This is a genomic window from Rhizobium sp. ERR 1071 (genome assembly GCF_007828675.1).
Lineage (GTDB): Bacteria > Pseudomonadota > Alphaproteobacteria > Rhizobiales > Rhizobiaceae > Rhizobium > Rhizobium dioscoreae.
This window is the reverse complement of sequence record NZ_VITM01000007.1, coordinates 106776-127013: the sequence shown is the minus strand read 5'-3', so window position 1 is coordinate 127013 and position 20238 is coordinate 106776. Positions and strand designations below refer to the sequence as shown.

At 60.4% G+C, this 20238-nt stretch carries 18 protein-coding genes; 9 read left to right on the top strand and 9 right to left on the bottom strand.

Annotated elements, in window-relative coordinates; translation table 11 throughout:
* Nucleotides 1-285: 285 nt before the first annotated feature.
* The 3 genes from FBZ99_RS23190 to FBZ99_RS23180 form a co-directional block, all read right to left on the bottom strand.
* The gene (locus tag FBZ99_RS23190; RefSeq protein ID WP_442966507.1) at nt 286-1473 is read right to left on the bottom strand and encodes an adenylate/guanylate cyclase domain-containing protein; all 1188 of its coding nucleotides are present in this window, start codon (nt 1471-1473) and stop codon (nt 286-288) included.
* A gap of 48 nt (nt 1474-1521) precedes the next feature.
* Nucleotides 1522-3129 (bottom strand): MDR family MFS transporter, encoded by a 1608-nt coding sequence (locus FBZ99_RS23185; protein WP_145635056.1) that lies wholly within the window; start codon nt 3127-3129, stop codon nt 1522-1524.
* 77 nt (nt 3130-3206) lie between these two features.
* Complete coding sequence (locus FBZ99_RS23180; protein WP_113354630.1) at nt 3207-4433, bottom strand: HlyD family secretion protein; 1227 nt, start codon at nt 4431-4433, stop codon at nt 3207-3209.
* A 136-nt stretch (nt 4434-4569) separates the two neighbouring features.
* Here FBZ99_RS23180 and FBZ99_RS23175 point away from each other — a divergent pair, with 136 nt between their 5' ends.
* Entirely contained in the window at nt 4570-5472 is a 903-nt protein-coding gene (locus tag FBZ99_RS23175; protein WP_113354631.1) for a LysR family transcriptional regulator, read from the top strand.
* Between the two features lie 125 nt (nt 5473-5597).
* Nucleotides 5598-6041, top strand: coding sequence for a hypothetical protein (locus FBZ99_RS23170; protein ID WP_145635054.1), 444 nt, complete (start codon nt 5598-5600; stop codon nt 6039-6041).
* 72 nt (nt 6042-6113) lie between these two features.
* Here FBZ99_RS23170 and FBZ99_RS23165 read toward each other — a convergent pair whose 3' ends face one another.
* The 3 genes from FBZ99_RS23165 to FBZ99_RS23155 all read right to left on the bottom strand — a co-directional run bounded on the left by FBZ99_RS23165 (nt 6114) and on the right by FBZ99_RS23155 (nt 9850).
* The gene (locus FBZ99_RS23165) at nt 6114-7121 is read right to left on the bottom strand and encodes an ABC transporter permease (protein ID WP_145635052.1); all 1008 of its coding nucleotides are present in this window, start codon (nt 7119-7121) and stop codon (nt 6114-6116) included.
* 128 nt (nt 7122-7249) lie between these two features.
* On the bottom strand, nt 7250-8791 hold the full coding sequence (locus tag FBZ99_RS23160) for a sugar ABC transporter ATP-binding protein (protein WP_145635049.1): 1542 nt from the start codon (nt 8789-8791) through the stop codon (nt 7250-7252).
* A 102-nt stretch (nt 8792-8893) separates the two neighbouring features.
* The gene (locus tag FBZ99_RS23155) at nt 8894-9850 is read right to left on the bottom strand and encodes a sugar-binding protein (RefSeq protein ID WP_113333353.1); all 957 of its coding nucleotides are present in this window, start codon (nt 9848-9850) and stop codon (nt 8894-8896) included.
* 370 nt (nt 9851-10220) lie between these two features.
* Here FBZ99_RS23155 and FBZ99_RS23150 point away from each other — a divergent pair, with 370 nt between their 5' ends.
* Both FBZ99_RS23150 and FBZ99_RS23145 read left to right on the top strand, forming a co-directional pair.
* The gene (locus FBZ99_RS23150; protein WP_246661179.1) at nt 10221-11363 is read left to right on the top strand and encodes a LacI family DNA-binding transcriptional regulator; all 1143 of its coding nucleotides are present in this window, start codon (nt 10221-10223) and stop codon (nt 11361-11363) included.
* A gap of 57 nt (nt 11364-11420) precedes the next feature.
* A complete protein-coding gene (locus FBZ99_RS23145; protein ID WP_145635047.1) occupies nt 11421-12752 on the top strand; it encodes a hypothetical protein in 1332 nt (443 codons plus the stop codon).
* Nucleotides 12753-12786: 34 nt separating this feature from the next.
* Here the strand turns inward: FBZ99_RS23145 and FBZ99_RS23140 are convergent, their stop codons facing one another.
* From FBZ99_RS23140 to FBZ99_RS23130, 3 genes are read right to left on the bottom strand one after another with little or no spacing between them, the layout of a single operon-like run.
* The gene (locus FBZ99_RS23140) at nt 12787-13359 is read right to left on the bottom strand and encodes a hypothetical protein (protein WP_145635045.1); all 573 of its coding nucleotides are present in this window, start codon (nt 13357-13359) and stop codon (nt 12787-12789) included.
* Nucleotides 13349-13912 carry a hypothetical protein gene (locus FBZ99_RS23135; protein ID WP_113421540.1) on the bottom strand — a complete coding sequence of 188 codons (564 nt, stop codon included), beginning with the start codon at nt 13910-13912 and terminating at the stop codon, nt 13349-13351. The genes FBZ99_RS23140 and FBZ99_RS23135 overlap by 11 nt, the downstream gene beginning before the upstream one ends.
* Nucleotides 13909-14499, bottom strand: a complete 591-nt coding sequence (locus tag FBZ99_RS23130) for a hypothetical protein (protein WP_145635043.1) — start codon at nt 14497-14499, stop codon at nt 13909-13911. Before FBZ99_RS23130 ends, FBZ99_RS23135 begins: the two co-directional genes overlap by 4 nt.
* Nucleotides 14500-14701: 202 nt before the next feature.
* Between FBZ99_RS23130 and FBZ99_RS23125 the strand changes: the two genes are divergently transcribed.
* The 5 genes from FBZ99_RS23125 to FBZ99_RS23105 all read left to right on the top strand — a co-directional run bounded on the left by FBZ99_RS23125 (nt 14702) and on the right by FBZ99_RS23105 (nt 20188).
* On the top strand, nt 14702-15706 hold the full coding sequence (locus tag FBZ99_RS23125; RefSeq protein ID WP_145635041.1) for a LacI family DNA-binding transcriptional regulator: 1005 nt from the start codon (nt 14702-14704) through the stop codon (nt 15704-15706).
* Between the two features lie 59 nt (nt 15707-15765).
* The gene (locus FBZ99_RS23120; protein ID WP_145323587.1) at nt 15766-17118 is read left to right on the top strand and encodes an ABC transporter substrate-binding protein; all 1353 of its coding nucleotides are present in this window, start codon (nt 15766-15768) and stop codon (nt 17116-17118) included.
* A 63-nt stretch (nt 17119-17181) separates the two neighbouring features.
* The gene (locus FBZ99_RS23115; RefSeq protein ID WP_145635039.1) at nt 17182-18126 is read left to right on the top strand and encodes a carbohydrate ABC transporter permease; all 945 of its coding nucleotides are present in this window, start codon (nt 17182-17184) and stop codon (nt 18124-18126) included.
* Nucleotides 18116-18964, top strand: a complete 849-nt coding sequence (locus FBZ99_RS23110) for a carbohydrate ABC transporter permease (RefSeq protein ID WP_145635038.1) — start codon at nt 18116-18118, stop codon at nt 18962-18964. Before FBZ99_RS23115 ends, FBZ99_RS23110 begins: the two co-directional genes overlap by 11 nt.
* 27 nt (nt 18965-18991) lie before the next feature.
* The gene (locus FBZ99_RS23105) at nt 18992-20188 is read left to right on the top strand and encodes a glycoside hydrolase family 172 protein (RefSeq protein ID WP_113354642.1); all 1197 of its coding nucleotides are present in this window, start codon (nt 18992-18994) and stop codon (nt 20186-20188) included.
* Nucleotides 20189-20238 lie beyond the last annotated feature (50 nt).

The window sequence follows — 20238 nt, the reverse complement described above, 5'->3', positions numbered from 1 at the left end:
GCAATAGACCGCCGGTACTATCCCCACCCCGATGGGACCTCGTTAGCTGGCGGCTGAAACAACAACCCCACCAGATCGCAAGCTAATTAGGTCCTGACGACAGAGCTATATACATTCAGATTGTTTGTAAATCCGACCCGGAGCCATTCGAAAACGGAAAAACTGGTTGTTGATTTAATGCAACACATGCTTGGCGGGAAAATTCGGATAGGAAACCCCATCCAAGCAATCGACGGATCGGCCGAATGCTCGGATGGCCCAACCTCTCTCCTCTCATCGGCGGCGTCAGCATGCGATCGCAAACAGCTCCATCGCATTGGCGAAGCCCTTCAGCGGCTGCCGCCCGATCGAGATCGCATCGGTGATGTCAGCGTTTTGCTGGAATGGGCCTGATATCAGGAGCGCTTGGCCGCTCTCGCTGCAGACGTTCTGGATACGGCTGACGATATTGACGTCAGGGCCGATCAAGGTGAAGTCCAGGCGGTTGCCGGAGCCGACATTGCCGTAGCTCACCTCGCCATAGTGCAGCGCGATACCGACCTTGACACGGATGCCTTCATATTCGAAGACGCTTATTTCATCGAGAATTGTCTTCGCCGCGGTCAGCGCCGCATCGCAGGCTCCGGTCGCATCGACGCCTGGAAAGAATGCCAGAACCGCATCGCCCATGAATTTCAGCACCTCTCCACCTTCGCGGGTGATCGCCGGTATCACCTTGTCGAAATAGGCGTTCAAGAGCCCGAGCACGGTGCCGCCTGCCAGCCGATTGGAAAGCTCGGTGAAGCCGCGTAGGTCGCACAGCAGAAGTGCGGCCTCCATGGATTCGATTTCTCCGCGACGAATGTGTCCTGCGAGGATGCGGCTCGCCGTCATCGGGCCGATATAGGTGTCGAGAAGGCTGAGTTCGCATTGTCTGAGGACGCGAAGTTCGCACGTGTTGCGCAATGCCGGCAGGATGCGTTCGATCAGAACATGCTCGCCCGATGTGAAGCCACCTGGCCGCCGCGTGGCGAAGACGGCGCAACTGATCGGTCCGTCGGCGTTGCAAAGCGGCGCCACGATCAATTGCACGAGCCCCCGGCCGGAAAATATGTCGATGTGTTGCCAGCGCCCATGCGGACTCTCGCCCGGACCGACGACGAGCGGTTCGCGCATCTCCTGTGCCTTCATGAGCGGCGTGTTGGCAAGCGCGAGACGCGAGCCATGTTCGCGATCATGGATCTCGACCGGCTCGCCGGGCGCCCAGGCGAAGGTGCGGCCGATGAATTCGGGATGCAGCGTCGTCAGGTGCAGCGTCAACCGATCGATGGGAAGGCCGAGGGCCCGCAGGCGGCGACCGAGCCCGGCGACGAGGCCGGCCTCGTCGAGGGCGTGGCATTCATCGCCTGTCAGCCATTCGATCAGGCTGAGGGTAGCCGCAGTATTGACGCCAATATGGCCCGTCCTGGAATTGATGATCGAGGTCTTGGGCATGTCGTGCAGCAGGGTCATGGCTATCTCCTCCTCTTTGAGATGCGGCGCTCAGTGTGCCGCACCGCCGGAAAGGTGGCCGGGTTTCTTCAGAAGCAGGCTCGCGACGAGGGCGATGACCAGCGCAACGCCGAGCAGGAAGAACGTGTCGCTGAAAGCCATGATGTTGGCCTGCTTGCGAAGACTGGCGGCGATGGCGACGATCGCCTTGTGCGTGGCAAGCGCCTGGTCGCTGACACCATGGTTCATGAAGTAATTCGTCAGATTGACAACGCGGGCACGGGTCGCCTCTTCGAATGCCGAGACCGAATTCGTGAGAATGTTGGAATGAAACTGCTCGCGCTTGGTGAGAAAGGTCTGCAGCGCGGCAATGCCGACCGCGCCACCGAGATTGCGCATCATGTTGAAGAGCGCCGAGGCGGAACCGGCATTTTCCTGCTCGATTCCGGCGGTGGCGATCGCTGTCAGCGGCGTGAAGGCGAGCGCCTGGCCGACGGCGCGCACGATATTCGGCCAGAAGAGCTGATCGCTGGCATAGTTGCCGGTCATGTGAACATTCATGAAATTCGAGGCGGCAAAGAGCGCGAAGCCAACGATGATCAGCAGGCGGGCATCGACACGTTTCATCAGCCGTGGCACCAGCGGGATCAGGATCAGCTGCGGAATGCCGGTCCAGGCAAGCACCATGCCGATCTGCTCGGAATTGTACCCCTGAATACGCGTCAGGTAGATCGGCAGGATGAAGACCGAGCCATAGAGGGCGACACCCATCAGGAAATTGGCGACGATGCCGAAGCCGAAATTGCGGCGCGCCAGCAGGCGCAGGTTGAGGAGCGGATGGGCGGCGCGAAGCTCGATGATGAGAAAGAGCGTCAAGGAGACCGCGGCGATGACAGAGAGGCGGACTATGAAAGGGGAACCGAACCAGTCGTCCTTGTTGCCTTCCTCAAGCACGGTCTGCAGCGCGGCAAGGCCAACCGCCATGGTGATGATGCCGGGCCAGTCGCCCTTGGCGAGCAGCGAAAGGTTCATCGGCGCGCGATCGAGCGAGGCCCAGAGCATGCCGATCATGAGAATGCCGGGCACAAGATTGACGTAGAAGATATATTCCCAGCCCCAGTTTTCCGTGAGGTAGCCGCCGATGGTCGGCCCGATCGCCGGCGCGAAGGTCGCCGAAAGGGCGAAGAGCGCGAGGCCGATCGGCTGCTTGGGCTTGGGGAGCAAGGTGATGATGATCGTGAAGGCCATCGGGATCAGCACTCCGCCGGAGAAGCCCTGTATGGCGCGCAGCACGATCATCTGCTGCAGATTGGCGGCAAAGGCGCAGCCGACCGAGAAAAGCAGGAAAAGGAGGGCGTTGGTCAGCAGATAGATGCGCACGGAAAAGACGCGGGCGAGCCAGGCGCTAAGGGGAATGACCACGATTTCGGCGATCAGATAGGAGGTTGAGATCCAGCCGCCATCGTCTGTTCCAGCGCCGATCGCGCCCTGGATGTCGGCAAGCGAGGCATTGACGATCTGGATGTTGAGAACGGCCATGAAGGCGCCAAGTGTCGAACCAACGACGGCGGTCCACATGCGCAGCGGGCTCACGGCGGGCCGTGCAACCGGAGCGGATACGGCTGAATTGTTGTTTGCGGCGATCTGAAGGGTAGCCACGGCGCGTCTCCTTCCGGCTCATGCCGGAATAATCTCATGACGATACAGAGGTGATAATCGATGAAGATTGGGAAGGATCATCCAGCGTGGCTGGATAATCCTTGTGCGTCCGTCGTCGATGTCTGGATGGCCTTGGTGTCGATTTCCGGCTCCACCGACATGCCTGAGCGCAGCAAACCGACGAGGTTATCGTCATCGATGACGATCTTCACCGGTATGCGCTGGACGATCTTGGTGAAATTGCCTGTCGCATTGTCCGGTGGCAGCAGCGAGAATTCGAGCCCGCTTGCCGGCGAGAGGCTGTCGACGTGGCCCTTGATGGTGACGTCCGGGAAGCTGTCGACCTTGATTTCGACCGACTGTCCGGGACGTACATAGGTGAGCTGCGTCTCCTTGAAGTTCGCTACGACATAGACCGAGTGCAGCGGCACCACCGCCATCAGCTGCGTTCCCGATGTCACATACTGCCCGACGCGAATCGAGCGGGCGCCGACCGTGCCGTCGACGGCGGCGACGATGTTGGTATAGGAAAGATTGAGCTCGGCCTGCTGAACGGCCGCAGCGGCCCGATCGCGCTGGGCGGCTGCCTGATCTCGCTGGGTCTGAAGCACCGGCACCTTGTTCTGAGCAGCGACGAGCGCGGCCTGATCGCGCTCGACGGCGGCGGCTGCCTGCTTTCTGGCCGATGCCGTCTCTTCGGCGCGCGACTGTGTGCCGACGCCGTTGGTGATCAGCCGAGCCGAACGCGCTGCATCCGATATCGCATAATCCAGGGAGGCTTGCGACGCGTCGACCGTCGCCTTGGCCTGCCCGATCAGCGATTGCTGCAGCTGGATCTGCGCATCGATGTTGGAAATCGCCGCATCCGCGGCCTTCAGATCCGCCTTCGCCTGGGAAAGTGCGGCCTGGAAATCGCGGTCGTCTATGCGGGCGAGCACCTGGCCGACCTTGACCTTATCATTGTCGTTGACAAGCACATCCTTGATATAGCCGGCGACCTTCGGCGCGATCGTGGTGTAATCGGCCTTCACGTAGGCGTCGTCCGTGGATTCGATGAAGCGCCCGACCGTCCAGTAGCGATAGCCGAAATCCGCCGCGATCGCGACGCCAGCCAGCAGCGCGGCGATCAGCACGCCGCGCTTGATGAGCTTTCCGCCTGTCTTGGGCGTGGCCGAAGCGACAGGCGCTTCGACGGTCACACCCCGCGGGGCTTCGCTCGTGGGAGACCTTGCGACCTCGTTGGCCGGAGCAGCGTCGGCTTGGCTCGCGTTCTTGAACGCTTCGTTGCGGGGGAGTTCCACCATCGTCCGTTTCCTTCAATGCGCCACCCCTTTGCCCGGGGTCATTTTGATGCGATGAAGATGCATCCGAACCGTCCTTCTGATAATCTCCTCAAATCGGGAAGGATCATCAAGTCACAGTGGATAATCCGAGGACAATATGGATCGGTTGACCAGCCTCACAGTCTTTGGCCGGGTGGTGGAATGTGGCGGCTTTTCCGCCGCCGCCCGCCGGCTCAACATGTCCGTCACCATGGTGGGCAATCACGTGCAATCGTTGGAAGACCGCTTGGGTGCGCGGCTTCTGAATCGGACGACGCGCCGGATCAGTTTGACGGAAACCGGCAAATATTATTATGAGCGTTCCTCACAGATACTGGCCGATCTCGAGGAGGCCGATCGGGCCGCCGGCGCGCTTAGTACCATGCCGCGAGGCACGCTTAAGCTCTATACCAGCGGCGCAATAGTCCGCTTCCTGCTTCCCGTCGTCAACGAATTCATGACGCAATATCCCGCGATCTCGCTCGATTTCAACGTCGGCGAACGGTCGATCGACATGGTCGAGGAGGGTTACGACCTGATGATCCGAACCCTCCCCGCATCCGACTCGACACTCGTCGCGCGCAAGCTCGCGCCCTGGCGGCACATGCTCGTTTGCTCGCCCGAATATCGTGACACACATCCGATGCCGAAGGTTCCGGCCGACCTCGCGGAGCATAATTGCCTGCAATATACCTATTACCCCTATGGCGACGAATGGCGTTTCGAGGATGCTGATGGCAAGCAGGTGGGCGTCAAGATTTCTGGCAATGTCGTCTCCAACAGCGCGGAGACACTGCGCTTTCTCCTGGCGAGCGGGCAGGGCATCTTTCTCGCTCCGAGTTTCATCGTCTTCGAAGAGGTCGCCGCTGGCCGTCTCGTGCGTGTCATGCCCGACTATCGCGCCGTGGAATTCACGATCAGCGCGATCTATCCGAACCGTAGCCATCTGCCGACGAAAGTGCGATTGTTCATCGACCTTTTGGCGGAGCGTTTCGTCGAGCACCGCAAGTGGATGACCTGAGCACAACAAGGCCGAGTCCTTTCCGTCGGTGACGCAGCAGTGAATGGAGCCATCTCAAAGCCATGGCGAACCGAATAACATGCGAGGCTCGTCCGGAGCTGCCTGCGATTCAGATGCAGAACGGATTGACCGACGTCTTCGTGGAAGTTCTCGCCATTGCTGCTTCGGTGTTGGCGCGAACGAGGTCGGAGCAAGCGTTTGCATCCTGGATCGCATCGCGAGATCAGGCGGTCTTGGGACTTGGGGCGGTGGGATTCGACATCGCCGAAATGCCCTGGCACGTCGCGACATTTGCCGCGGATCGGAATTTTGTAATTCGGGCGATCACCGCCGCGGAATCGAAAGTCGGTTGGGAAAAGCTGGGCTACGAGCCGAAGGAAGACTGGCTGATGCCGCGCCTGATGCGTTTGCGAATGCTGGTGTCGGCATTCGGACCACACAATATCAGGGCAAGCGGCGCGGCGATCCATTCGACCTTTTCCGAGAGCGACCTCAGGCGCTGCGAAACGCATGGGATCATCATGCATGCTTACGGATGCCTCGTCTGCAACAGGTCGGGGCCTTCCTGAAATTCACGGGCATGTGGCATGGCCTTACCGATCGTACAGGACGTCCTCGGGTCCATCCGGCCGGTGGCGGCATCATGACTGCGGTTGTTCGGCGGGCTGGCGCGTTTCCGCCTGGCGTGCGGCCGACGCGAGGCGCCGTTGCGCCCGGATGGCGCTCCATTGTTGATCGATCAAGACGCCGATCAGGATGACGCCGCCCATGACGGCGAAGTTGAGCGAGGAGGGGATACCCAAAAGGTTGACGAGGTTCTGCAATTCCTGCAGCAGGATCGTGCCCAGCACCACGCCGATCAGCGATCCTTCACCGCCACGCAGCGAAAAGCCGCCAAGCACCGCCGCGGCGATCGCGTAGAGCTCATAGAATTGCCCATGGCTCGCCGGCGAAATGGAGCGGGTGTACATGGCGAAATAGATCGCTGAAAGCGCCGTCAGCACGCCGCATATGATGTAGGCGACCGTTATCATCTTCCTGGTGCGGATGCCGGAATATTTCGCCGCCTCCTCATTCTTGCCGATGGCGTAGAGATAGCGGCCGTAGACGGAGCGATGCAGAACGATCCACATGACGGCGGCGATGATCACGAGCGCGATGAAGGTGTTCGGCACGCCATAGAAGCGGCCGGCGGTCAGGAATTCGAGGGTGGGAAAGTTCTGGCCGAAGGCGAAGCCGGCCGTGCCGTCCGCTGTGTAGAAGCGCGCCGCGCCACGATAGATCAGGAGGCCGCAAAGAGTGACGACGAAAGGCTGGAGGTTGAGCCGGGTAATCAGCCAGCCATGGATCGCTCCCAGAATGCCGCCAAGGATCAGGATCAGCGGCAGGGCGATCGCCCAGGGCATGTTCTGGACGGCGATGAAATCGATGAACAGGACGCCGAGCAAGGCAACCAGCGAGCCGACGGACAATTCGATGCCGCCGGTGATGATGACGAAAGCCTGGCCGATCGACAGGATTCCAAACAAGCCAATGAGGTTCGACGTATTGGCGAGGTTGATCGGCAACAGGAAGCGCGGATTGATGATCGTCACGACAATGCCGACAACGATAATCAACAAAAGCAGGCCCAGATCTTTCTTACTCATCGATATCAATTCCCATTGGCCGCGGCCGTTAGAGCAATTCCAAGCGAAGTGCGAAGCATCTTTCGCGGGAAATTGCGCAAAAACAATGAGATAGAGCGGTTCAGGTTTCCTTGGATAGCTGAACCACTCTAGTGTAGCGTTTTGCCGACGGCCAGCAAAAGCACGTTTTCCTGACTGAACTGATCCTTTTCGAGGATGCCGGAGATCCGACCCTCATGCATGACGGCGATGCGGTCGGAGACGCCGATCACCTCTTCCATGTCGCTTGAGATCATCAGGATCGCCACACCGGCATCGGCAAGCTTGCGCATCAGGCTGTAGATTTCGCTCTTCGCGCCAATATCGATGCCGCGCGTGGGCTCGTCGAAGATCAGCACCTTCGGGTGCATCGCCAGCCATTTGGCAAGCACGACCTTCTGCTGGTTGCCGCCCGAAAGCGTGCCGGTGCGGGTCGCGATCGATGGCGTCTTGATGGCGAGCTGCCTGCGCTGCGTTTCGGCCATGGCATTTTCCCGCTCCGGCGAAACCATGGAGCGGCGCGCAAAGGCCGGAAGGTTGGGCAACGATATGTTCTGCGAGATCGGCATATCGAGCAGGATGCCATTCAGCTTGCGATCTTCAGGCACGAGAAAAATGCCGTTGGCGACAGCGTCCCTGGCGGATCGCAATTTCAGGTCCCGTCCACTGAGGGCGATGGTGCCGCCATAGCTATGGTCGACCCCGAACAGGACGCGGGCAAGTTCCGTCCGGCCTGAGCCGACGAGACCGGCAAGGCCCAGGATTTCACCGTAACGGATATCCAGGTTGACGGGCTGCGCCGGATAGGCGGCTGTGCGGACCGCCGCGATCTTCAGGGCGATATCGCCCGGCGGACGGGCCGCTTCCACGGAGCGCGCGGCCAATGCCCGCCCGATCATCAGCTTCACCATGCGATCATGGTCGATGGCGTCTTTCGCCAATGTGCCGACAAGCGTCCCGTCGCGCAGAACGATGACGCGATCGGCGACACGTTCGACCTCATGCAGGCGGTGCGAAATGAAGATGACGCTGATGCCTTCGGCTTTCAGCGAGGATATGACGGCCAGCAGCTTTTCCGTCTCGGCAAGCGGCAGGCTCGAGGTCGGCTCGTCGAGAATGACGAGACGGGCATTGATGGACAACGCCTTGGCGATCTCGACCATCTGCTGCTGGGCAAGCGATAGTGACGCCACCGGCGTATCCGGCGAGAAATTGGCGCCGACGCGCTTCAGAAGAGGGGCGACCATCTCGCGCAGGCGGGCGCGGTCGATCAGTTTCAGGGCGCCGCCGCGCAATGGTTCGCGGCCAAGGAAAATATTGGCCGCGACATCGAGATTTTCAAAAAGGTTTAGCTCTTGATGGACGAAGGCAATCCCGGAGGCGATGCTGCTTTCGACCGTGAAGGCCCCGTGCTCGGCTCCATCGAGCCGAATACTGCCATGATCCGGCCTGACGACGCCGCCAAGGATCTTCATGAGCGTCGATTTGCCGGCGCCGTTCTCGCCGACAAGACCGATCACCTCGCCGGCGCTGACGTCCATCGAGAAATTATCGAGCGCGACCACGCCCGGATAGGTCTTGCCGATTCCCGAAAGGCTGAGAAAGGGCATTGTGGTTTCAGCCGATGCCAAGTTATCCGAGCGCTGGTTCATAACGAATATCATGCCTGTGCGATATGGCCTGGAGAGCCGCGACGACGCGAGCAACTGCATTCGAGCAGCGCCGGTCCTCGCAACCGGCGCTGCTGGTTGGCCTTAATTGCCAGCCATGGCCTTCAGATTGGCCGCATAGGCATCGACGTCGTCCTTGCCGATGATTTTCGTCGGGATGATGATCAGCTTGTTGGCGGGAATGCCCGATTTGTCGCCCTTCAGGTAGGCGGCCATCAGCTTCATGCCCTGATAGGCCCAGAGATAGGGCTGCTGCACCACTGTCGCGGCGATCGTTCCTTCCTTGACGCCGCCGAGCGTGATCGGATCATCATCGAAGCCGACGACGGTGATCTGGCCGAGCTTGCCGGCTTCGCGCAGTGCTTCATAGATGCGGGGCGTGTTGTAGGAGTAGAAGCCGACCATGCAGGTGACGTCAGGGCTCGCGACGAGCGCGTCTTCGACATTCTTCTTCGCTCTCGTCTGGTCGATGTCGTCGCCGCGCACGTCGGTCAATTCGATCTTCGTGCCCGCCAGGCCATCCTTCATGCCCTGAATGCGCTCCTTGGCATTGTCGGCGCCGAGAAGTCCCACGAAGCCGATGCATTTGCCCCCGTTCGGCATGGCTTTCTTGGCGATCTCGGCGGCCTGCTTGCCGGCATCGACGTTCGATGAGCCGATATAGGCGACGCGGTTCGTATCCGGTGCATCGCTATCGGTGGTGAACAGCGCCGTTTCCGAGCCGATCTTGTTCAGCCCCTCCGTTGATGTCTTGGGATCGACGGCCGAAACCATGATGCCCTTGACGCCGGCCGCCACGAGGTCTTCCATCAATCGCTGCTGGATCGCGACCGATGATTGTTCAGGATACTTCAATTCCATGTTGAAGTCCGGCAATTCGGCCTGAGCCTTCTTGACGCCGGCTTCGGCCGCCTTCCAGAAGTCGGACGCGCCGTTGACCACAAATGCGAGAGTGGGCTTGTCCGCGGCATAGGTCGCCGTCGCATAGCTCAGCAGCAACCCTGCCGCGAAGGCGGCAGCGCCCCGTGTTACGTATTTCATGATCGTCCTCCCATAGATCCGCCTGCGGGATCTGGTTGCAACTCGCGGCAGGCCGGTCCTGAGCCCCCTCCCAGGGTTTTCTCGCCAAGCGAGATAAGGCACGTCCCACCACGACACCGACGGTATACGACTAATTTCAATTAGTAAATAGTATTAGTAATACAGTTGCCTGCGCGCGAAGCGGCGGACTCTCGAAAATCTAGCTATTTGGTTCAATTGCCAGCGATCTCGCGCCTGAAGATGTGGATGGCTATTGCATGCCTATCCGCACCGGTTGCCGAGATCGTGCAATTGATGATAATAAAAATTAGCGCATGAAGGCGGCCGTGGGGATCGTAGGCCGTTTTCGCTTCAGGGGAGATGAGACGCAGTGAAGAAGATATCGGCCGCGAACGGCGATCGCACGGCCACCGACAACAGGGCAACGAAGCGAAGCGGCCGTCGTTCCGGTACGAGGGTCACGATGACCGATATCGCCAAGGCGGCTGGATGTTCGCAAAGCGCAGTATCCTTCGTCCTCAACAATACGCCGGGCATGCGGCTATCGCAGCAGACCCGTGAGAGGGTCATCGAGGCAGCCCGCCAGCTTGGCTATGTCGCGCCGGTGCTTGCCGCGCCGCCGGCGCTGCTGTCTCCGTCGAGGCTCGATGGCGTCATCGGCTTTGCCGTCGACCAACTTGCAACCAGTCCGGAGGCGGTTGTCGCGATTGAAGGAGCGCGCCAGGCCTGCTGGAATGCCGGAAACGTTCTGCTCGTCGCACAGACCATGAGTGATCCTGTCATGGAGCCGAGAGCGATCAAGGCGCTCACCAACAGCGGCATCTCGGCGCTCATCTACATGACGATCTTCACCCGCGAGGTGGAGGTGCCGGATTATCTTTATGATCTCAATATCCCGATCATTCTTCTGAATTGCTATACGTCCGATTATGCCTTTCCGTCCGTCGTTCCGAGCGAAATCGCCGGCGGGCAGACCGCGACCCGGCATCTGATCTCACATGGGCATCATCGCATCGCGACGATCACGGGCGAACCGTGGATGCAGGCCGCCCAGGATCGATTGACCGGTTATCGTCGCGCCCTGGCGACGGCCGACATTCCATTCGATCCGGAGCTTGTCATAGAGGGTGACTGGTCGGCGAGCGCCGGCTATGCCGGCACCATGAAACTACTTGCGCTCCGCGAGCGCCCGACGGCGATTTTCTGCCAGAACGACCGCACCGCCATTGGCTGCTACGAAGCGCTGAAGGAGGCTGGCCTCCACATTCCGGAGGACATGTCGGTCATGGGTTATGACGACGAGGACATCTGCCGTCATCTCGTGCCGCCCTTGACGACCTCGGTCCTTCCTCACACGGCAATGGGCCAATGGGCGATCGAGCATCTGGAAACGGCCGTCTTGCCGCGAGAGCGCCGCTACCAGATCACCAAGCTCGAATGCTCGCTTGTCAAACGTGCGTCGGTTGCCGCACCGGCTGGCATCAGAACCGGGCGCAGGGTGCGAAAGGTTTGATCGGATTCGCCGGCAGGCGCGGGGCGATCCGTTCGCCTGGCAACCTGTAGAGGCGTCTTGGCGACTGACGGTTCGATTGCTACGATGCGCGTCATGACGGTTCTCTCTCCGGATACCCGCCCGCCGCTCCGGCTTTCGTTCCGGCTGCCGTCGCTCACCCTGCGACTGCTGTGGCGCTTCTGGCCGCAGCTGATGGCGCTGTGGCTGCTCGGTCTGATCGGAAATTCGCTTCTCAACGAACTGGCGGTCATGATCGGCCGGCTGAATGCGCTGGCCGGGCTGTCTACCCTGGCCCTTGTCGTTCTCCTGAAGCTTGTCATTATCGTCGCGCTGTTCGAGACCGTGCGACCCGGGTTGGCCTCGCTTGACGCCGCCTCGCGCGCTGCGGCTGCCTCGCCGGAAACCGATACCGGCGACGGCGCCGCGACGCCCAGCTTTACCTCGATACTCGCGCTGACCCTCGTGCCATTCTTCGCCTACTATGCCGCCTGGGGATTTCTCGGCGACACGGTGAGGGAATATTCCAGGCTATCGCTCGACCTGATGCCGTTCGGGGAGGATTATAATCCTCTGAAATTCGGCAGCAGTGCCTGGCTCCTCGTGTCGGTTGCCATCGCCTGGGCGGTCAGGCGCTTTGCCAAATTCATGCATTCGCGTTCGAAAGCGCCTGTCTGGGCTGTCATCATCGTTGTTTGTGAGGCGAACTGGGCCTTCATCGGTCTCTTTGTCATTTCGACCTGGGAAGACGACATCCGTTCCTGGGTCGCCAAGCTTCCCGAAACGATCGGGCATTTTTTCGGCTTTCTCAATCCAGTTGGCGATGCCGCGGCGGCCACCATCTTTCCGCCGACGGCGGAGGACGCGTCGCTTTCCTTTTCCAGGCAAATGCGCGCCCTGTTCCTTTATGCTCTTTATCCCGTCGTCTGGCTGACGCTCGCAGCCTTGGTCTATGGCTACGACATCAATGGCGAGCGCCCGCTGACGGAGGGTCGGTTGGCGCGCGCGGTTTCGCGCTGGCGGTCGCTGCCAAAGGCGATCCGTGATTTCATTTCGCATTTCATCGCGGGCACGGCAAAACGCTATCGTGCCTTGGCCGAGGGTGTCGGGCTGACCCTCGGCTCCGGTCTCGGGCTGATGCTATCAGTCATTCTGCTTTACCGGCTGCTGGATTGGAGCTCGGCCTGGGCCTGGTACGGCCTCTCCAGGCTGATCGGTCCGCACGATCTGCCTTTGTGGCAGATGATCGCGCAGGCCATTTCGCTCGTCTTCGGCAGTCCCAGCGCGCCGGGTGACGGCGTCCTCATCATGCCGATAAAGATCTGCCTGCTTGCCGCGGCTCTGGAAATCGGTTTCGCGCAGGGGCGGGAATGGCGCCGCGGCGGAAGCTGAAGCACGCAGCGGTTCAGCCTCTCGTGGCTCTGCTTTAATTCAGCCGCAGCGGAAAGGATATGGCGTCCGGTCTCGTCGAAGCGAAGCTCAGCTGTGCCGACAAGGAGGGGATTGCGTCGGCCGGCACGACGAATTTTTCCTCCATGAGCGTATTTGCGCTTTTGGCGGGCGGCTGGCGCGATACGGTATCGCAGCCATCGATGGGAGTGGCCTGTGGATCGAGGTCGCGGCTGAGATCCTCGGAGAGAATGAAATTGAGGGGCTGCCAGCGACGGCCCTTCGGGTCCGTCAGGGTCAGGCTGCATTGAGCCCAGGACTGTCCGATATCGTCTTCGGCTCTCGCGGCCAGCCTTACGATCACCAGGCGCATCTGGCCGGGGAAGGTCATTTTCCCGTCACGTCCGTCGCCGATCACCCTTGCCTGGTCGAGTGTCCAGGAGGCCTTGGCATAGGTCTGCCCGCCGATATTGCCGCTTACGCGCAGCTCGCTTCGCTTGATGTAATCCTCGGCGTTGCGCCATGCGTTGATGGCATAATAGCCGGCGAGCAAGAAGGGCAGGCTAAGCAGAGATGCCAACCAAAGCCGTCGTTCTCGTCTAGACGCCATTATTACCGATCTCCGCGCGGTCGCGCGTCTCGACGCTTCCACCGTCGAGCTTGACGCGAATTTCCGAATCCAGCTGAGGTGATGGCTGCCTGGAAAGCACCAGTGTCATATTGCTCGTTTCGTCTTCCGGCAGTTCGAAGATGAAGATGCCTGAAGTCGGCAGGCCCGGCTGCAAGTCCTTGGATGGCAGAAGGCGAGGGGCACCATCGGCTCGATGGGTCTGCCGGTAGGAGCGGCCGGAAGCTCCTTCAATCGCCGCGGCCTGGATGGTCATCGTGTCATATTTCGACTGCAGCTCGACACTGACGATCAGCCAGACGCCGTCGGTCTGTCGCTCGACCGGCTTGCCGTAAGAGGTGAATGCGATCGTTTTCGCGCGCAGGAGCTTGGCGACCTTGACGCTGAACGTCTTGCTCGACACGGTGTCCTTCTGCGGTCCCGACGTTTCGATGGGACCGGTTAGGACGGCGTAGCTCGGTGTCGTCGATTGCAGGAAAGCCAGGAGCAGGGCGGTCACGCCGACGAGCAACACGGAAAGCAAGAGACGTGTCAAGGATTTGCTCCTTGCCCCGCCGAAAGCGGCAAGCCGACGCGCGCCACGTCGTTCGGATTGAACCAGCCCGGCGCGGCATAGAGATTGTCCTTCGGCTTGTAAGTGGTTCCCACGATCGCGACATTCAGCACTTTGGGAAGCGCCTGCGTCGCGGGCAATTGCCAGACGACCTTGACCTTTTCCGGAATCATCGGCTGAAGGTCCCAAAGCAAATCATTGTCCCGGACGAGATAGAATTGCGGGACCGGCGGATTTTCGAGATTTTCGAGCTTCAGCGTATCCCGATAGGAATTCGAGCTTTCCGCCGTCATGTTCTCAAGGGTCAGATCGAGTGTCAGCGCTTTCTTGCCATCGGGAAGGTGTCGGCCATCCGGCGTTTCGGCGGCGACGCCGCCGGAATTAAGCGTCACCATCCATTGGCCGGCATCGACGGGTTTGCCAGGCGCCACCTGTGCCACTTCCGCTTCTTCGCGGGTTTGGTAGATCGAATACCCAAGCGAGAGTGCGCCCGCCAGAAGGCCGCCGATACCGGCGATGATCCGTGTATGGAGCGCCTTGTTCGCTTTGCTGATGGCGGACTGATTCATTGCCTGATGCGATCGGGTGGTGACTTTCGCGGCCTGCATCCGAAGAGCGGGCGGCAATCTCTATTTGGTTCAGCCGGTCGATACGGCAAGGGTGGGTGGTGCCGGAGCGCTGGAATATGTGCTGATATCACCGGATAGGCACTTGGTAAATCGATTTGCAAAAGCATTTGCAAATCGATTTACAATGCCGTAGCCTGCGCGCATGACCACAATCGCCAAAGTTGCCAAACGTGCCGGAGTGTCGCCGACCACAGTGTCGCATGTGCTCAATCATGCCGACCGTGTCTCGGCGGATTTGCGCAAGCGCGTTCAAGAGGCAATCGCGGAGCTTGGTTATGTGCCGAACCCGCTCGCCCAAAGCCTCAGGACCGGCCGCACCAATCTCGTTGCCATGCTGATCCCGGATATCCGCAACCCCTTCTATCCGGAGATGGTGCAGGCGGCGCAATCCGATCTCGAGGCGATCGGGGTCGATCTCCTGATCTTCAATACCGATGTTCCCGGAGGCCATTCACAGGAGCACGGCGAGCACTATCTCCGCCAGATCCGTAGCCGGCGCATTGACGGTCTTATCGTCGGCGATTTCGCGCTGCACGGCATGCATGACGCGCTGCTTGAAATCGATCTGCCGACCGTGTTCATCGGCGACCTGCCAAACAAGGCGGTCGACAGTGTCAAGATCGACGATTTCGGCGGCGGCCATCAGATGGGAACCTATCTGGCGAAGAAGGGCCATCGTCGCATAGCGCATCTGACCGGCCCGTCCTTCTTCGCCGAGGCCATGGCGCGCGCCGCCGGATTCGAGCAGGGCTTGCGTGACAACGGCGTCGAGCCGATCGCCGAACTGCGGCGGGAAGGAAGTTATCTTGGTCCGTCAGGGCAAGAGGCGGTCGATTGGCTTCTGGCAAGCCATGGCGACAACCTGCCGTCGGTGATCTTCTTCGGAAACTACCTGATGGCAGCGGGAGCGCTCGCCGCCTTCTTCGATCGTGGCATCAGCGTGCCGAAGGATATCGGCGTCGCCGTCTTCGGCGACCAGCCGCAGCTCGAATATGTCAGGCCGCGGATCACAAGGGTCGGCAACACGCCGTCGCTGCTTGCCCACCGCGCGACCGAGATGCTGCTGAAGCGGCTTTCGGGAGCTTATGCCGGGCCCGCGCGTTCGGACGTGATCCCCTGCAATCTACACGCCTACGATACCGCATGAATTGAGGCTCCGTCACCCGGGAGGAGAGTGGTGACGGTAACGCAAAATGGGAGGAAGTCATGACTGGTAAGGATAAGTTCATCGCCCCCGCCACCCGTCGCGGCGTGCTCAAGAGCGGCGCGATCCTCGCCGCCGGCGCGGCTGCCGGGTTGAGCGGTTTTCCCTACATTTCGCGCATGGCCGTCCGTGCGCAAGGCGCGCCGTTGAAGTTCTGGCAGTTCTACGCGCCGGGCGGCCCGGTCCAGAGCCAGATCGACTGGTTCGAGAAAGCGGTTGCGGCCTGGAACGACAGCCATCCGCAAAAGGTTGAACTCGAATATGTGCCGAACGCGGAATACATCAATGGACCGAAGCTCGCGACCGCATTCGCCTCTGGCGAGGGGCCGGACATCTTCCTGATCTCGCCGGGCGATTTCCTGCGTTATTACAATGGTGGCGTCCTGCAGGACCTGACGCCCCATATCGATGCCAAGGAGGATTTTCCCGAAAGCGTGATCGCCAACCGCATGGTCGATGGCAAGATCTACGGTATTCCGATGGAAGTCGAGCCGATGGCGATGTACTATTCGGTCAAGGCTTTCGAAGAGGCGAAGCTCAACGAAAACGACGTTCCGAAGACCTGGGACGATCTGCTTGAGCTTGCCAAGAAGCTGACGACGCCGAAGCGTTTCGGCGTGCTCTTCGAGACCCAGCCGGGCTACTATCAGAACTTTACCTGGTATCCCTTCCTCTGGCAGGGAGGCGGCGAATTCCAGGGCAAGGACGGCAAGAGCGCCTTCGATTCTCCCGCCACCGTGCAGGCTCTGAAGTTCTGGCAGGATGCCGTCAACTCGGGGGCGGCTCCGCGCCAGGTGATGGGCAGCGGCGCCAATGACACCGTCGCCAACCTCGCCTCGGGCTATTGCGCCATCCAGAATGTCGGCATCTGGGGCATCTCGCAATTGCAGAGCAACGCCAAGGATTTCAAATATGGCGTCTTCCGCCTGCCGACACCGCCAAACGGCAAATATGTGACCGTCGGCGGCGGCTGGGCCTTCGTCGCCAACGCCAAGAGCAAGAATCCGGATGCGGCGGCACAGTTCTGTGCCTGGGCGCTGGCCTCCAAGGATAAAGGCTCCGTTCAGCGCGTCGCCGATTGGTGCACCAAGGGCAAGTCGGACATGCCACCGCGCGAAAGCGCTCTTGCCGCCGGCGGTGATGCCTTCAAGACCGGCATGATCGGCAAATTCGCCTCCGATGTCTATCCGGGCGCGCGTGCCGAACCGCGCGTGCCGCCGGAGGTCTACAAGATCATTTCCGATGCGATCCAGCAGACGCAGCTCGGCGGCGCCGATCCTCAAGCGACGGCAACCTCGGCCTCGCAGCAGCTCGACGCGTTCCTTGGTTCCTATAGCGGCGCGCCGATCCTTTAAAAAGAAACGTCGGCCGCCGCGGCAATCCGCTCAGGCGGCCGTCTCTCCTTATGGGACGAGATCATGACGACAATTGCAGATGCGACGACAAGCCATGCGAATGGCAGGCGCAAAGGCCTTTCCGCCCGGCATCGCGAGTGGATCGCGGGCTACCTCTTCGTATTGCCCGACGCCCTCGGCCTCTTTCTGTTTCTCGGCGTGCCGATGCTTCTGTCGCTCGCCCTGAGCGTCTATGAAGTCAACGGCTTCGGTGGCTACAATTTCGTCGGCGCCAAGAACTACATCCGCATGTGGCACGACCCCCTGTTTTGGAAGGGAGCGAGGGTGACGGCGCTTTATGCCGTCATGCTCGTGCCCTCGCTTTACGTGACCGGTCTGGGGCTGGCGCTTCTCGTGCAGCAGACCAACCGTTTCAATGCCGTCATGCGGTCGATGTTCTTCGCGCCAAACATGGTGAGCCTCGTGGTCGTCGCCCTTGTCTGGCAATTCATGGTGATCGACAAGATCGGCGTCGTTGGTCAGACCATGGCGAACCTCGGTCTTCCCGCTATTTCATTTCTCGGCGATCCGAATTTCGCATTGATCACCGTCGTGCTTGTCAGCGTCTGGTTCCTGATGGGCTTCTATATGCTGATCTTCCTAGGTGGCCTGCAGGACATACCGAAGGAGTATTACGAGGCGGCGATGATTGATGGCGCCGGTCCGGTCAAGCGTTTCCGATATATCACGCTGCCGCTCTTGAAGCCGACGAGTTTCTTCGTTCTCATGGTGTCGATGGTTGCCGCCGTTGCCGGTGCCCAGGCCTTCGACATCATCTACGTCATGACCAAGGGCGGCCCGGCCAATTCGACGGCGGTGCTGATCGTCTACATCTATCAGCAAGCCTTTTCTTTCGGCGCCTTCGGCTATGCGGCCGCGATGTCCTCGATCTTGGTCATCGCGCTCATGGCCGTGACAGCCATTTTCTTCGCTGCCACGCGCGGAGGACGTTTCGATCATGCCTTCTGATGCCTCCAACGCCTATCTCGCGCGATCGCAGGTAACGCTGGTGCGCTGCCTATGGATGCTGATCGCTGCCATCCTGGCGCTGATGACGCTGTTTCCGCTGCTCTGGATGGTCTCGATCGCCTTCAAGCCGGCAGCCGAATCCTTCTCCTCATCGCTGATACCGGAAGCGCCGACGCTCGACAATTTCATCTATGTGCTGACGGGCGTGCCCTTCATTCGCTACATGCTCAACAGCTTCCTTGTGTCGGCGACGGTGACGATGGTCGCGCTGTTCTTCCACACCATGGCTGGCTATGCGCTCGCGCGCCTGCGCTTTCCAGGCCGTGAGATCATATTCCTGGCAATCTTCTCGACCTTTCTCGTCTCGCTGCCGGTGGTGATCGTACCGCTCTTCATCATCGTCAAGGCGATGGGCATGATCAATTCCTACGCGGGGCTCATCATTCCCGCGATCTTCAACGCCTTCGGCATCTTCCTGCTGCGGCAGTACTATCTTTCATTGCCGCGCGAGATCGAGGAGGCGGCGGTGATCGACGGCGCGGGTTACTGGCGGATCTATTGGAGCGTAATCCTGCCATTGAGCCGGCCGATCATGTCGGCGCTCGCTATCCTGTTCTTCCTCGCCAACTGGAATTCCTTCCTCTGGCCGTTGACGATCACCTCCAATCCGAACCTCTGGATGGTGCAGGTCGGCATCGCCAACTTCAAGAGCCAGTATTCGGCTTCCTGGAACTACATGATGGCGGCCTCCACCATCGTCGCCATCCCCACTCTCGTCCTCTTCGTGATTTTCCAGCGGCAGATCATGGACTCGCTGAAGACCAGCGGCCTGAAATAGCCGTTTTCCTCAAGACAGGAGACATCTATGAGCAATCTCGGCCTTTCACCCTTGCGTGGGCTGGCTAAACTGCGCGAAGCAAGGACGCGCCGCTTTTCGAGCTACGACCGCACCGGCGGCAACGACGACCGCTTCCATATCGAGCCGGGAAAGACGGAGGTGATCGCCGAGCACTCGGGCGCCGGCATCATCACCCATATCTGGGCGACGCTTGCCTGCGAGAGCGAGAATTTCCTGCGCAAGATCGTACTTCGCGCCTACTGGGATGGCGAGACGGCGCCGAGCATCGAGGCACCGATCGGCGATTTCTTCGGCATGGGTCATGGCCGCACGGCGAATTACGCCAGCCTGCCGATGCAGGCGAGTCCCGAAGACGGCAAGGCATTCAACTGCTACTTCCCCATGCCCTTCGGCTCGCACATGAAGCTCACGGTGACGAACGAGGCCGAACACGACCTGCTATTCTACTATTATGTCGATCTCGAGCTTCATCAGACGCTAGAGGAGGACATGGGACGCTTCCACGCGCAATATCGCCAGTCTCAGCCGCAGGGCATGAGCGACGCTGGCCTCACCAACGAGGAGTATCTCTTCGGCGGCGAGAACGCCGACGGCAAGGAAAACTACACGATCCTCGAGGCCGAAGGTCGCGGTCACTATGTCGGCGTTCTCTACAATGTTTATTCGCGCCGCCGCTCCGAGGTGTGGGACTGGTACGGCGAAGGCGATGACATGATCTTCATCGATGGCGAACAGGGGCTCTCGGTGCCGGACACGGTGCGCAAGCCCGATCCGCGCATCGGGCCGAAGGCAGGGCTGATCGAACCGCGAGATGAATCCGCATCCGGTGCCAACGACGCCTGGCCGCCGACACTGCACGGCACCGGCACGGAGGATTATTTCAATACGGCATGGTGCCCGACCCAGGAATACAGCGCGCCTTATCATGGCATCATCGCCGCCGGCGGTCCAAACTGGACCGAGCCGGTGACGCTCTACCGTTGGCATATCGAAGATCCGGCGATCTTTCAAAAGCACATCCGCGTGACCATCGAGCACGGCCATGCCAACCGCCGCTCCGACGATATTTCCTCGGTCGCCTTCTGGTATCAGGCCGAGCCGCACAGGCCGTTCGGCGCATTCCCCGAGGTCGCGGAGCGCGTGCCGACCTTCCGCCGGCCATTCAAGGAAATGGAGATCGCCGTGAAGAAGGCGAGGGGCTGAGAGCGGCAGTATGTCCAAGGCAGCCAACGGACTTCACTGCAATCGCTATT